We start from the raw sequence: 13,690 nt of genomic DNA, 5'->3' as shown, positions 1-13,690 counted from the left end.
AAAGCCTTCCGCGTTATACCGCATACATTTACAAAGGCGAGATCACCATCTCGCCTTTTTCACAGCAAGAAAATGCAATGACGACATACATTGAAAACAACAAAATTGATGGCCTAGACGTCATCAGCGCGCTTGACGTCACCACACTTGAAGCAGGGCTGCACAAGTTTTGGTTCCGCATTGCTACCGATGCGTTATCACAGCATCAGCATCTGCCAGTTTGGGTATTCAAAGGCAGCAAATTGGGTAAGAACATCGTGGTTACAGCGGGTGTTCACGGTGATGAATACAATGGTGTTCTCACCGCACAACAGATAGCGCGCGAACTGAAAGGTAAAGACATCGCAGGTTGCGTGACCATTGTACCGACGGTCAACCTGACGGGCATGAAACACCATACCCGTGATTTCGTGTCATCAGATCCTGATGTCTCAAACGGTAACCTAAACCGTTTTTTCCCAGGCGACGCGACGGGCAATGATGTACAACGATACATCTACCCGCTTTGGCATCACCTGCTTCAACCGAATGCCGAGTTGGCAATTGACCTGCATACTCAAACATCAGGCACGGTTTATCCGCTTTATACCTTTGCAGATTTTCGCATTGATGATGCCGTGCAAATGGCACGTTTGATGAACCCAGATGCCATCTTGAATGACCCAGGCGACCCGGGCATTTTGGAAACCGTGTGGAATGAAAACGGTATTCCGAGCATTACCGTTGAAGTTGGCATGGGGCGTTACACAGACATCGAATTGGTACAACGCACCACGCGTGGCGTGATGAACATTTTCAAGTACCACGGCATTATTGAGGGCGAAACAATGACATTCGTCCCGGCCGTTGAAGGTGAGAAGGTGACGAGCATCCGAGCGGAACAAGGTGGCTTTATTTTGCCACAAGCCGAGCTGATGCAATTCGTCGAAGAAGGCCAATTACTCGCCATCCAATACGACAGTTTTGGTGAGGAAATTCACCAATACCGTGCACCAGAATCGGGCATTTTGTTAAGCCACAATGTCGAATCAATGCGTGCTGCAGGTTCATTGGTGGCTCGGATTATTCACCCTTATAGCTAGTAGTCGTCAACCTCAATACTCGCACTTCCTAAAGCCGCACTTGAGCGGCTTTTTTTATTCGGCGCTCGCTCCAATTTAACGATTACACAGAGTGTGGCACTTTAACTTTCACTTTCACTTTCACTTTCAGCACCATGTTCACCTTACAGTGATCGTAATAGGTTGAGAGAATATAGGCGGGGAATGCGGTACATGCTTATCATCCCCCAATAGAAGTTGAAGTGTATGTTTCCCTCTAGGCAACGTAAGCGAGACATCCGACTCGCCGCCATCAAGATGCACAATATTGGCGTTCACTGGCAACGGCATTGATAAGTCGACCAAATCATCAAGATTGATAAGCACATGACAATGCCCCAAATTCGGCCCTGCCTCACCCACGGGCGTAATACTCCCCTGCTTAACGCCAACTTTCACGTCAAACTGGCGCGAAACAATATCCCCATCTGTCGGCGCAATGAAATATACGTTGGCATTCTCAGGCGCAGAGGCTGCTAGACATTCAGAAAATGGTAGCGCCGAAAAGATAACGAGATAAACCAATAACCGTGATGGAACCGCAAAGACTGCATTCATCCACCCACCCTTTCGTGATCGCATATCTTTATAGCGTGGTTGAGAGTTCGCCATCCAAAGCGTCAGGAAATGGGACAAACGGAGATTTTCACATTGGCGCTGAGTGAAGCAGCGCCAATGAAGACAAATCCCCCCAAAACACGACAACGTGCTGGATGCTATTTTTCGTCGTGAACAACGTCTGTTGATCCCGCGCCTTGACTGTCTGCTTTATCCACCGAACGGCTATAGATAAAAATCGCGGCGAATATTCCACACGCTAACAACCGAAGTCCGATGGGTAAACTCGGCCACAATAAAAGCACACAGGTGCCAAGGAGAACCAACCGTAAGGCGATATTGAGCGGCCCTTCAAGGTAGCCTTCCATTGCCCCGATCATCGCATAGGTGCCAACGATGGCGAACACCCCCACCAACAACACATCGCTGATGTTCCAACTGATCAATTGAGTGTACGCAATGAGTATCGGCACCAGATACAACCCTTTCGCAATTTTCCACGCCGTCATGCCTGTCAACATGGGGGGTGTACGTGCAATCGTCGCTGCTGCAAAGGCCGTTAAACAAACAGGCGGGGTAACATTACTGTCTTGCGATAACCAAAATATGATCAAGTGGGCAGACAGCAGTGCGAGGCCCACGGTTTCCACACCCAAACTCTGCTCAAGTAAGGTTTCTTTAAAATCAGCGGGGACGAGCAACAACATCTCTTTCGCCACTTCCAACGTCATTGGCGCATTGAGTAACGACAGTTTCTCCGGTGCGGCGAGCATAAAAATCGCTTTCGCTTGCTCAGGTAACTGACCTGCGATCATCAAATCAAGCAACTGATTTTCCGCCAACAGGGTAAATAACGCTGGCGCTGACAGTGTACCCAACACGATGTAAGCCGCCGTGACTGGCAAACCCATTCCCAAAATTAATGACGCCAATGCAATGAGAACGAGCATGATCAACAGATCGCCGTTTGCCCAACCATCAATCATGAGGGAGAACGTATTGCCGATGCCTGTCGTACTGATCACGTTCACCACCAACCCAATGCCTACCAACAACACTGCCGTTGGAGCCATGTTTCTTGCGCCCAACGCCAGCGCTTCCAATACGGCTTTGGGCCCCATTTTGTGATCTTTCGACAACCAACTGGCTGCAATCACCGACAGTATCGAAATGCCCGCGGCGTAGGTGGGTGTGAAGCCTTCAATCAGCAAGGTCACCAGCACCGCAATCGGGATCAGGTTATGCCAACCTGAGATGAGTACTTTCATGATGGATTCTTCACCCGACTCCACTTTTTGTACTTTGCTGCGCTTCGCTTCAATCCGCACAAAAAAGCCGACCGAGAGAAAGTAGATCAGCGCGGGAACAAAAGAGACGGCAATAATATCGACGTAAGGAATCTGGGTGTAAGACGCCATGATAAACGCACCTGCGCCCATCACTGGAGGCATCAATTGCCCACCGGTGGATGCCGCTGCTTCTACGCCCGCTGCAAAGCGCGAAGGAAAGCCTGCTTTTTGCATCAAGGGGATCGTAATGACCCCCGTTGAAACGGTATTTGCCACGCTTGAACCGGATACAGACCCCATTAGCCCTGAACCCAATACGGCGATGAAGCCTGGTCCGCCAATCACCTTCCCTGCCGCTGCACGTGCAATGTTTACAATGAAATCACCTACGCCCGAACGCACTAGGAACGCCCCGAACAGGATAAACATGAACACATAGCTCCAGCTGATTCGAGAGATAGGGCCAAACATGCCTTCTGATGAATAAAAACTGCGGTAAAGCAGCGTTTCCATGCTCAAGCCCGGAAAATGAAAAATCCCCGTCATCCACTTGCCCCAAAAAACCACATAACTCAGGCAGATAACAATCAACACAGGGATAAACCAACCCATGGTGCGTCGAACCAATTCCATCGCAATGACGATGGCGACAATCGCGAAAAACCAATCACTGGCGATGAATTTCACGCCGCGCTCATAGAGTGCATCTTCGGCGAACGGAATGTAGATAAGACAGGCAACCGCTGCTAAAGCGAGCCAAATATCCACCACCAGTGCCATTTTGTTTCGCTTCATTGACGCATGTGCGGGATACCAAAGAAAACAGATCACAGCGAAACCCGCGAAATGGGTGGCGGAGACCCAAAGTTCTGACCAGGTAGATAATGTATTAAACCAAATGTGTACCGTTGACATTAACACCGCTAACACGGTGATAAGTGTGTTCACCCAAGGGAAATCGGTGCGCGTCGGTAATTCGAACTTTTCCAAGTCCTTTTTTACTGAATCGCTCATGAGTCGCTCCTATCCCACATCTAGAGAGATATTTTTGATGATCGCCCGCTGACCGCAATCTCAAAGAGGCGGCGAAACAAGCGTATAACAATGCGTTTTATCGCGAGGAAAATGCCCCTTTTCAGGGGCAGGATGCATTAATTAACGAGCAGTGATGCTGGAATAGTCACGCCCACTTCTGTGTAAAAGCGCGCCGCGCCAGGGTGCAGAGGCACAGGTAACCCAGCAATCGCTTTTTCTATTGCCATGGCTTTCGTGGCTTTGTGAATGCCTTGAAGAAAAGGGAGGTTTTCATAGATGGCTTTGGTGAGCTGATAAACATCCTCTTCGGGTATATCACTGCGTGCAGCGAGGAAGTTAGGCTGAGCAATCGTCGTTACAGGCTTATCAAGTCCAGGATACGTGTTCGCGGGGATTTCGTAGCTTGTCCAAAGGTTGTATTCGCCGTTCGCTTGTTTGATTTGCTCATCGGTAAACGACAGGATTTTGATCTCATCCCCCATCGCTGCAAAGGCTTGCGTGACTGCGCCAACAGGCACGCCTGCCGGTGTGTTCATGCCATCGATGGTGCCGTTTTGGAGGGCGTTCGCACTGGCACCATACCCCATGTAAGCCAGGTTAAAATCATTCGGGTCAACCGATACGCCTTTCATGATTTGGCGGCCTGAGTTTTCTGTGCCAGAATTCTTTTTGCCGATCGAAAACTTCTTGTCGGCGAGGTTTGCAAGATCTGACACTGTGCCCGTTTCTGCCAAATCCGAGCGAACGATAAAGTGCTCCACGTTTTGCCAAAGCATCGATACAGCACGTAAATCTTGTTGTTTAACGCCCTTATAAGGGCCACCACCACCCCAAGCCCACGCGCCATATAGACCTTGCAAGATCGCAAACTGCGCTTCGTTCTCATTCAAGAGTTTTACGTTCTCGCCCGAACCTGCAGAGCTAATTGCTGATAAAGAAAAGTGATATTTCGGACCCAACTTCACTTTGCTCAGCGTGGCTAACGCGACGCCAACAGGGTAATACGTTCCCCCCGTAGACGCCGTGGCGAGAATGTAGCTGCGATCTTCCGCGGCGGATGCGACGGACACGGTGCCTAGTGTTGCCATTACCAGCGTCAACGCGGTTGCTAACTTCTTGATTGTCATCCCTGTACTCCTACTGCTTTTATTCCGTTAACGAAATGTTAACCAGCAGGGCTATAGGCAAGCACAGTGCCAAGATTCAATCTCTTGTTTTACAAAGAAAAAAACTTTATACACCCAAGCAATGAGCAAAAACATGCTGATTCACACGAATTGCTGTCGGCAAGATATTGCTCATTGTTTTGGAGAAAGAGCCTGATGGCACAAGGGGGGAACAGAAGTGCATAACATCAGCGCATTGCGGAATGAGCAAGAATCTGCCGATGACTCAATCTTTGAAATCTGCCCTGTTCAAGCCAAATTTCTGCATTTTTTGGTTCAATGTTCGACGTGGAAGATCGAGCTCTTCCATCACCTCAAGGATTCGGCCTTGGTGTCGTTTCAAGGCTTCACTCAACACTTTTCGCTCAAAGTTATCCAGCTGCACAGCAAGAGGTACCCCTTTCGTACTCAGCTCTACCGTCGATGTTGGCCGCATTGATAACACCTCAATGGCAGAAACAGAGTTATCGAGGGCGTAACGCACCGCAATGTTACGCAGCTCCCTGACATTCCCCGGCCATGAATAGGACAACATGCCTTTGCGATCAGCCTCGCTAAGCACGCGCGTATTGGCATTCGCTTGCTGGGAGAAATGCTCAAATAACATCAAGATGTCTTCACTTCGATCGCGAAGTGGAGGAATGGAGATTTGCGCCACATTTAACCGATAGAAGAGATCTTGCCGAAACGACGGGTGCGCCAAAAGATCTTCCTTTGCAGCGGCGATAACACGCAGATCGATATGTATAGATTGATTTCCACCCACGCGCTCCACCGTGTTTTCCTGCAAGCTTCGCAGCACCTTCACTTGCATCGCCGCAGGCATACTTTCAATTTCATCAAGAAAGAGCGTGCCTTTGTCGGCATATTCAAGCTTACCGATGCGACGTTTTGACGCGCCTGTAAACGCCCCCACTTCATGACCAAACAGCTCACTTTCAAAAAGATTTTCTGGCACGGCGCCGCAGTTAATAGGAACAAAAGTTCGTGATCGACGCTCGCTTTCATTGTGCAGGCTGTTGGCAACCAGCTCTTTCCCGCACCCTGTTTCGCCATAAATAATGACATTGGTATCAATCTTCGCCACGTGCGCAATTTGCTCCCGCAAGTGGCACATGGCATCGCTTTGTCCAATCAGAACTTTCTCTAACCCTGAAACGCGTGCAAGATATTCGCCTCTGAGGTGCGTCGATGCTTGTGCCCTAAAATGCTCAACAGCCTGCGTCACGCGCTTGGATAATCGATCGGGCTTGAAGGGTTTCTCGATAAAATCAAACGCGCCCAACTGCAACGCTTTAACCGCCATATCGACATCGCCATGACCGGTAATAATAAGCACTGGCGCATCAATTTGGTTCGACTTGAATTGCTCTAGCAACGAAATTCCATCAATGTCGGGTAATCTCACATCGCTAATGATCGCGTCAAATTCACCCGCGCGTATTTTGGCGAGTGCCGCGTATCCCGTGGCAAATTCTTCCACCAGAAACCCAGCCAACTGGAGCCACTGCGTGGTGGCTTGTCGCACAATTTCATCATCTTCGATCAGCGCTATCCGTGCGTCTTGTGTGTTTTCCATGTATTAACCACTACTGCAAATGTCTTTGTCTCGCCCCATCAAACCTCACGTTAAACATGGGAGGAAGTCGATGTCTATCGATACGCAACCATCACGCTTTCAGTATCTTTTGGCAAGCAATGCTGTCTTAAGATGGCTTAAATATATACTGTAATGCTCGCAAAGGGATAAGTCAGCGGAACCTGAGGCATTCAGAGAACGCTTAAGTAATCAGAAGATGAGAAGCAGGAAACGGCACATGGATCGTAAATGGATTTTGGTTTCTGTAGCCACATTGCTCGTCTTTACGTTTTATTGGGGGAGCAAAGAAATGGCCCACCAATGGCTTACCCAACAAGCGCAGAACAACGCACAACAAAGCTTACTCAACGCGATTGGCGAAATGCGTCACGCACTGCGACGTTTCTATCATTTGCCGTATCTCATCAACAACAATCCTGACGCTGTGTCCTTAGTGGTTGGTCGTTTAGACCAATCAGACGACATTGATCAAGCCCTCAGCCAACTCGATAAAGCCGCCAATACCGAGGGTTGGTATCTCTTGTCGGATAAAGGGCAATTGGTCGCCTCTAGCATCGCGGGCGACCACATCAGTAACGCCGATTTACAAACCATTGTGGCGGATATTCATCGACTTGGGGAAGGCACATCCCTCGTCCTAAAAACCAAAGGGGAGCGCCCTTTTTACTATCTCTCCGCGCCAATATTTGAACATTTAGCGATCGTCGGCATTGTGGTGGTTCAACTGGATCTTCGCCTTTTAACCGATCAATGGTTAACCAGTTCGGATGTCATCCTATTGCGTGACCCCAATGGGAAGTTCTTCCTTTCGAGCAGCGATACCTACAGCGCGGATTGGCTAAATGACGCTGAAAGCCGCATTAACATCACCGAAAAAACACTCTTACAGGGAGAATCGCTCACCCTTTGGGATATGGACAATCAACGCTATTTTTCTCAAACGATCCGACTGGATGATGTTAAATGGTTACTCACTTACCTTTCTCCCACGACGCCAGTTGATAGAACGTCTACAACAATTGGGTTAAGCGCTTCAATGTTCTTTTTGCTGTTGTTCCTGATCGGCGTTATTGGGTATCAACGGCATCAAAAGCAACTTTCACAACAACGTATTCAGGCATTAATTAAAGAGTCAGAACAGAAGCTCAACCAAATGATCAATAAGACGCAAGTGGGTTTGCTACTGCTCAATGAACAAGGAAATATCGTCGATATTAATGCCATGGCCATTCAACAATTTGCGATTGAAGATGCTTCCTTCGCTGAGATTAATTTGCGCCAACTCTTCAAGAAACATGACGACACGCAATCGCCTCTCTTTCCTGAATCAACACAATTCCCCGAATCGCCTAACAGCATCGACAACCGCATAGAAGAAATGAGCGCGGTTGAAAAAGTAGCCGTTCGTCAAGATCAGTCGACGTTTCCCGTTTTATTTTCACTGACGTCATTTCCCTTTCACGGCACCCAGTATTATCTCGCTACCGTGTTAGACATCAGTAAACGAAAAAAAGCCGAACACGCACTCAATCAAGCCAACATGCAACTCGCTCAGCGTGTTGAAGAGAGAACATCAGAGCTGCGCGAGGCACAAGCTAGCCTGATTGCATCAAGTAAAATGGCGGCACTCGGCAGAATGTCCAGCGCGATCGTTCATGAACTGAATCAACCACTGACTGGTCTAAGAACGCTCACCACGTCCAATGCCCTGCTTTCAGAACGTGGAGAAATGGCAATGGTAGCGGCCAACAATGATCTCATCGAAACCTTGATAGATAGAATGGTCGACATGGCAACACAACTCAAAACCTTCGCCTATAACAAGCCTGAACGTTTACATGCCGTGTCTTTTACTGAGGGATTACAGGAGGTATTGCGAATTTATCAGCAGCAGTTGTTAGAGATAGACGTGAGAGTGCGTATTCCCTCAGGCTTACCAAAGATACAGGCTGAAGAACAACGGCTACGACAAGTTCTAGGCAACCTTGTTTCCAATGCCATTGATGCCTTAGAGCACACCCCGCAGCCAAGAATCACCATCTCAGTGGTACCGACTGAAACATCACTAGAAGTAAAAATATCAGATAACGGGTGTGGCATTGATGGCGAAGCGCTTTCAACGATCTTTGAACCTTTTACAACCAACAAGAAAATAGGGAAAGGACTAGGGTTGGGACTATCGATTGTTGCAAATAACATGCGAGACATTGGAGGGGATATTCAAGCCAATATCAATCAAAAAGGGGGAATGACGTTTGTGTTGCGGTTTACGTTGGTGACGCCCAAATAATCTATGCGACACATTACTGTTCGCGCAGCTCGTCCTCGTTTTGTTTCGACGTTTTGCTCGTAAGGTCTTCTTGAGCAGAGTAATCAACTTCACCCAATCTATCTTCACGGCGCATCTGCTTAGCCTGCTTATCATAGGCGTCGAGGTCTTTTGACCATTTAGACAGTGTGGAACCCATCGATTTTAAAAACTCGGTCACTGACCGCGCCAACGCTTTCACAAACAATCTCATCACCGCGCCTTCGTGAAGACGTCTCGCCAAACAACAAAACAGCATTAGTCAAAGGACAATGGTATGCCACACAATAATGTTTCACAACTTACCCACTAACAATAGCCTCAAATCAGAAGCCTTGTGTTAGAAGATGGTTAGCTTTTGCTGGGGCACCTTACTATTCATGGGACATAAATCGTGTTATTGAATTGAGAAAAAACGTGCGTTGCTTAAACCTTTATCAACAAACATACGCCATACTTAGACACTTCGTTAATCCGCCTCATCTCAATACTGAGTTTGGCGGAAACGCTATAGAATAAGAGCGCCAAACGCTATTTACATACCACTCATACATACTCTTTAACCACCTATCAGTCACTGTTAGTACAAACAGAATCGCCCTACATTCCATTTAAAATTGAAGATGAATAACCTTACTTGAAAGGTGACTCTTACCTAGATTTCAAATATTAATGCGAAATAATTAAGTAAAAAGGCCCTAATCTAATAAGAAAAATGCCCAATTAATATGACAACATTAATCATCTTCAACTTAATAATCCCTTATTTTTCCCACCATCTAAAATTTTGACATGGGAATTATGACTATTTTTCATGTCACCCTGTACAGACATATGATCAACGGATCCAGTAAAATATAAGAGCAATGAAATTAGACACTTAAGAATTAAATTTAAACGCCACTTTTCACTAAAAAATATTGTGAAGACCTTCAAAAAAAATAACTTAGCAAATACTAATTTAAGCGAACCAGAAATTAGACAAACAAATTAGTTTCACATTAATATTCGTGACATAACACACACTAAGCCAAGATTATAATCACACTGTAGCATATGATTTTTTTTATTCTTAGCCCTCACACCAACTCAATATTGAGACACTAGATCTTCATGTGAATCAAGTGAGACGAGGCCAACATATAGATTATTTTACACATGAGATATATCTTAATTGCTGACTTTGAAATCATCTGTTTGTCACTAACACCCTATTGTAAGTACGGATAGATAAAAGTCACCTTACATTAACAACCATTAAATGACCAAAAAGTGAATGGAGTCTAACCATGTCAATTTTTTATAAAGCCAAGAGCTTTTTCTATGAGCAACATTTAAAAGCATACCTCAAAGATGAGCGTGGCGTTACAGCCATAGAATATGCTGTTATCGGTGTGGCCATTTCATCTATCATGTTGTTGGTATTTGATGATACAGGTACATTTTCTGCAGCACTGAAAGCTGCTATCGACAAAATCACAGCTAACCTAACCGCAGCTACAACTTAATCCTCACTAATAAGATAATTTGAAAGATTAATGTTTCTTGACATTGTCTTGATATCCAGCTCAATAGCAGTAATTTTGAGTGATGTAAGGCATAGAAGGATAAGTAATGTGATCATTCTAGTAATAGGTGTTACATGCATGCTGATGAGTGTGAAAAACCATCTATTATCACTTCACTTCTATCAATCTATCTCAGTATTGCTTTTTGGGCTGATTTTGTTCAGGTTCGGGATTCTAGCTGCAGGTGACTCAAAATTACTGGCTGTCTACTCGATTGTTATTGATCCATCTTACTTTCAGTTATCATTAATTTTAACTGGGATTATTGGAGGAGTTTTAGCAACAGTCATTCTTATTAGAAAGAAAATTTCTTACAACAAACCTGACGATGGTGTGCCTTATGGGATACCAATTGTAATATCAGGTTTGATGGGTATTTATCTTAGCAAGTTGAGCTAAACAATGAGTCAGCGCGTTTTTTTCCTTATCTCCATTTTATTAGTATTCATCGGAGTCTTGGGGCTAAGTGGTTTTTTTAAAAGTAAAACTCCAAGTGCAGTCATTGCTCCGAATGTTATCTACAAGGTCGCACAGTTAAATTCAGACATTCGTAAGGGCGAAATTCTGGAAAGACCTGATATTAGATATATAAAACTAACGGAAGAGGATGCTCTAAAAAATGGAATATCTAATAACATTCAAATTAATCACATCTCAGGAATGGTCGCTAAAAGAAACATAAATGCATCAGAGTTCATAAGATCCAATGATTTTTTAATGCCTGGAGACCCTGGGTATCTTGATGCTGTCACTAGGGAAGGTATGACGCCTTACCCTCTCAATATTCTTCGTTCAGACTACATTGGGTTAGGTATCTCGGTAGGAGACTTTGTAGATATTATTATTTTAACATCTGATGAACAAAATATTGGGGAAACGTCAAACTCCAAATATATTAGTTCTTTTCGATCTTTAGCAGTATCACCACTCATTAAAAATGTAAAAGTACTCGCTATTGACGAAAACGATGACGATTTTCTCCCTCTAACAATTGAATTAAGTCGTCAACAGATTGCAAAGATGGTGATTGCTCGACGAATTGGGATTATCGAAGTTATAAAATCATCGTTCAAAGTCCAGTCTCACAATATGGATATAAATGCCAATACACATGATGTATTACCAAACTTCAAGTCGGTTGTAGAGATACGTGGGCAAACAAGAGCCCTAAATTAAAGAGAAAGAGAATGCTACGTCATTTTAAGTTTTTCATTTTTGCCTCAATTTTTGGTTTATCTCTACCAGCAAGTGCTGCTGGTATTATTAACTTAGGCACAGGAGATGCTCGCTCTCTAAGCTTTAAATCTGTTGTTGGTACTGTGTTCATTTCCAACCCGGATATTGCTGACTACCAAGTTATTGACAATAACCGCTTGGTTGTATTTGGGCGAGAAATAGGTACGACTACCTTAATTGTATTTAGTGAAGATAGTCAGGAGTTAACTAGGAAAAAAATTGTTGTTAATCATGCCCTAACAAATATCGAGCAAGTACTATCCATACGTTATCCGAATATAGACATCTCAGTATTAAACTTGGGTGAACAAGTCGTTTTGTCCGGTTTTGTACCAACACAAAAAGAGAAAAATGATATTTACTCGATGGTAGGGGAACTGCTCAACAAAGATTTTACTGAGACACGCGTGGAATGGAAAACGAGTGATGATGAAAGTATCGATATCAACTTTATGGCGAGAAAAACCTACAAAGGCTTAGTGAACAACCTTGAGGTATCTGTTACTAAACAAGTAAACGTTAAGCTTACAATTGCCGAGGTAAATAGTTCTCTTATCAATGAGTTAGGCATCGAATGGGGAACCATTTTATCAGATGGGTTCGGTGGGAATGGTCAGTTTTTCAGAGGGATTTCTGGATTCTCCGGCGGGGCTACAAATGTTGCAACATTTATTTCCGCCATCAATGACGACAGTGTCGGACAAATTCTCTCTGAGCCAAACGTCTCAGTAATATCAGGCGAAACAGCAAGCTTTTTAGTGGGCGGAGAGATCCCAATAAGTTATCGAGTAGATGACGGTTATCGCATTCAGTATAAAGAATTTGGTATTGGCCTTGATTTAGCTGCCGAAGTCTTGAGGGATGACAAAATTAAACTAGCTATACAACCCCAAGTAAGCTCAGTAGATTCTCAATTTGGTAATACTTTACTTGATATCCCTTCGTTTAAAGTTCGTAGGGCAAGAACAACGTTAGAGCTGGGTGATGGGCAGAGCTTCATACTAGGCGGTTTGCTCAGTACTGAAGATGAAGAAGCACTTTCCAAAATCCCTTTCATCGGTGATGTACCCATTCTAGGAGCGCTTTTTAGAAAGACATCCACAACGCGAAGAAAAACAGAGTTAGTTATCGTTGCGACTGTTTCTCTCGTCGAGCCTATTGCTTCATCAAATATCAAAATCCCTAGCATTCAAAGAACCTCAGCCCTCTCTCGTTTTTTTGGTATAAAGAAAAGCGTTACACCTGAAGTTTCTGAATGGCAGCAACAAATTTTGTCGACAGGAGGCTTCAAGAAATGAGCATTCTCACATTAAGAAGTCGCTTTTTACTCATCGTTTCGTTGGCACTTACTGGTTGCATGTCAGGTCCGGCAGTAAAAGGCTCGAACGTATTGGTTACACCGGTAAATTACGTTTACAAAGTAGACATCAAGAACAACAAACTGACGCCCGCGAAACATGAACTTTACGCGTACTTAGAGAGCAACAAATACGCATTACAAGTGCATGGGGCCACCATTTATTGGCAGGGAAAAGAAGGTAAATCACTCGCAGTGTTGGCCCGAAACTGGCTACTGAAACAAGGCACGCCGTCACCAAAGGCACGTGTTTTACTCGAAGCTGATGGTAAGGGATCCTCTGTAAAGATATCGACCACTGTACATCAAGTTCAAACCCCTGATTGTGGATATACCATCATCGGCCAATATCATCACGAAAAAGATGGTTGTAGCCAAGATGCATTGCGTTGGCAATCAATGGTGTATCCCGAAAGAAAATTATCAGGCACGCAGCGCCTGTCATTCTCGGCGCTCAGCGCTCAATAAGTTGA

The 13,690-nt window shown here is 45.0% G+C and carries 12 protein-coding genes; 7 read left to right on the top strand and 5 right to left on the bottom strand.

Annotation, left to right across the window (positions count from 1 at the left end):
* Positions 1–77: 77 nt before the first annotated feature.
* Complete coding sequence (locus BM082_RS03500; RefSeq protein WP_074925398.1) at positions 78–1,082, top strand: succinylglutamate desuccinylase/aspartoacylase family protein; 1,005 nt, start codon at positions 78–80, stop codon at positions 1,080–1,082.
* Between the two features lie 138 nt (positions 1,083–1,220).
* On the opposite strand, the gene BM082_RS03495 is transcribed toward BM082_RS03500, so the two are convergent.
* The 4 genes from BM082_RS03495 to BM082_RS03480 form a co-directional block, all read right to left on the bottom strand.
* Positions 1,221–1,658, bottom strand: coding sequence for a DUF4399 domain-containing protein (locus BM082_RS03495; RefSeq protein ID WP_074925324.1), 438 nt, complete (start codon positions 1,656–1,658; stop codon positions 1,221–1,223).
* Positions 1,659–1,816: 158 nt separating this feature from the next.
* Positions 1,817–3,961, bottom strand: a complete 2,145-nt coding sequence (locus tag BM082_RS03490; protein ID WP_074925321.1) for a TRAP transporter permease — start codon at positions 3,959–3,961, stop codon at positions 1,817–1,819.
* 137 nt (positions 3,962–4,098) lie between these two features.
* Positions 4,099–5,109 carry a TAXI family TRAP transporter solute-binding subunit gene (locus BM082_RS03485; RefSeq protein WP_074925317.1) on the bottom strand — a complete coding sequence of 337 codons (1,011 nt, stop codon included), beginning with the start codon at positions 5,107–5,109 and terminating at the stop codon, positions 4,099–4,101.
* A gap of 265 nt (positions 5,110–5,374) precedes the next feature.
* The gene (locus BM082_RS03480; protein WP_074925315.1) at positions 5,375–6,727 is read right to left on the bottom strand and encodes a sigma-54-dependent transcriptional regulator; all 1,353 of its coding nucleotides are present in this window, start codon (positions 6,725–6,727) and stop codon (positions 5,375–5,377) included.
* 238 nt (positions 6,728–6,965) lie between these two features.
* Between BM082_RS03480 and BM082_RS03475 the strand changes: the two genes are divergently transcribed.
* Positions 6,966–9,038 (top strand): PAS domain-containing sensor histidine kinase, encoded by a 2,073-nt coding sequence (locus BM082_RS03475; RefSeq protein WP_074925313.1) that lies wholly within the window; start codon positions 6,966–6,968, stop codon positions 9,036–9,038.
* A gap of 13 nt (positions 9,039–9,051) precedes the next feature.
* Here BM082_RS03475 and BM082_RS03470 read toward each other — a convergent pair whose 3' ends face one another.
* Entirely contained in the window at positions 9,052–9,270 is a 219-nt protein-coding gene (locus BM082_RS03470; protein WP_017015218.1) for a hypothetical protein, read from the bottom strand.
* A 1,075-nt stretch (positions 9,271–10,345) separates the two neighbouring features.
* On the opposite strand from BM082_RS03470, the gene BM082_RS03465 reads away from it, so the two are divergent.
* The 5 genes from BM082_RS03465 to BM082_RS03445 are packed head-to-tail and all read left to right on the top strand — an operon-like array spanning position 10,346 to position 13,685.
* Entirely contained in the window at positions 10,346–10,564 is a 219-nt protein-coding gene (locus BM082_RS03465) for a Flp family type IVb pilin (RefSeq protein WP_017011007.1), read from the top strand.
* 30 nt (positions 10,565–10,594) lie between these two features.
* Positions 10,595–11,023 carry an A24 family peptidase gene (locus tag BM082_RS03460; RefSeq protein WP_074925311.1) on the top strand — a complete coding sequence of 143 codons (429 nt, stop codon included), beginning with the start codon at positions 10,595–10,597 and terminating at the stop codon, positions 11,021–11,023.
* A 3-nt stretch (positions 11,024–11,026) separates the two neighbouring features.
* Entirely contained in the window at positions 11,027–11,800 is a 774-nt protein-coding gene (locus BM082_RS03455) for an RcpC/CpaB family pilus assembly protein (RefSeq protein WP_074925308.1), read from the top strand.
* A gap of 11 nt (positions 11,801–11,811) precedes the next feature.
* Positions 11,812–13,158 carry a type II and III secretion system protein family protein gene (locus BM082_RS03450; RefSeq protein ID WP_017011010.1) on the top strand — a complete coding sequence of 449 codons (1,347 nt, stop codon included), beginning with the start codon at positions 11,812–11,814 and terminating at the stop codon, positions 13,156–13,158.
* Positions 13,155–13,685, top strand: a complete 531-nt coding sequence (locus BM082_RS03445) for a hypothetical protein (RefSeq protein ID WP_074925306.1) — start codon at positions 13,155–13,157, stop codon at positions 13,683–13,685. The genes BM082_RS03450 and BM082_RS03445 overlap by 4 nt, the downstream gene beginning before the upstream one ends.
* Positions 13,686–13,690: the final 5 nt, after the last annotated feature.

Origin of the sequence: Enterovibrio norvegicus DSM 15893, from assembly GCF_900115495.1 — a bacterium.
Lineage (GTDB): Bacteria > Pseudomonadota > Gammaproteobacteria > Enterobacterales > Vibrionaceae > Enterovibrio > Enterovibrio norvegicus.
The sequence above is the reverse complement of the archived record's forward strand: the minus strand, read 5'-3'. Positions and strand labels throughout refer to the sequence as shown.

Coding starts and splice junctions, on each gene's coding strand:
- BM082_RS03500 (WP_074925398.1), top strand. CDS start 78: ATGACGACATACATTGAAAACAACAAAATTGATGGCCTAGACGTCATC.
- BM082_RS03495 (WP_074925324.1), bottom strand. CDS start 1,658: ATGAATGCAGTCTTTGCGGTTCCATCACGGTTATTGGTTTATCTCGTT.
- BM082_RS03490 (WP_074925321.1), bottom strand. CDS start 3,961: ATGAGCGATTCAGTAAAAAAGGACTTGGAAAAGTTCGAATTACCGACG.
- BM082_RS03485 (WP_074925317.1), bottom strand. CDS start 5,109: ATGACAATCAAGAAGTTAGCAACCGCGTTGACGCTGGTAATGGCAACA.
- BM082_RS03480 (WP_074925315.1), bottom strand. CDS start 6,727: ATGGAAAACACACAAGACGCACGGATAGCGCTGATCGAAGATGATGAA.
- BM082_RS03475 (WP_074925313.1), top strand. CDS start 6,966: ATGGATCGTAAATGGATTTTGGTTTCTGTAGCCACATTGCTCGTCTTT.
- BM082_RS03470 (WP_017015218.1), bottom strand. CDS start 9,270: ATGAGATTGTTTGTGAAAGCGTTGGCGCGGTCAGTGACCGAGTTTTTA.
- BM082_RS03465 (WP_017011007.1), top strand. CDS start 10,346: ATGTCAATTTTTTATAAAGCCAAGAGCTTTTTCTATGAGCAACATTTA.
- BM082_RS03460 (WP_074925311.1), top strand. CDS start 10,595: ATGTTTCTTGACATTGTCTTGATATCCAGCTCAATAGCAGTAATTTTG.
- BM082_RS03455 (WP_074925308.1), top strand. CDS start 11,027: ATGAGTCAGCGCGTTTTTTTCCTTATCTCCATTTTATTAGTATTCATC.
- BM082_RS03450 (WP_017011010.1), top strand. CDS start 11,812: ATGCTACGTCATTTTAAGTTTTTCATTTTTGCCTCAATTTTTGGTTTA.
- BM082_RS03445 (WP_074925306.1), top strand. CDS start 13,155: ATGAGCATTCTCACATTAAGAAGTCGCTTTTTACTCATCGTTTCGTTG.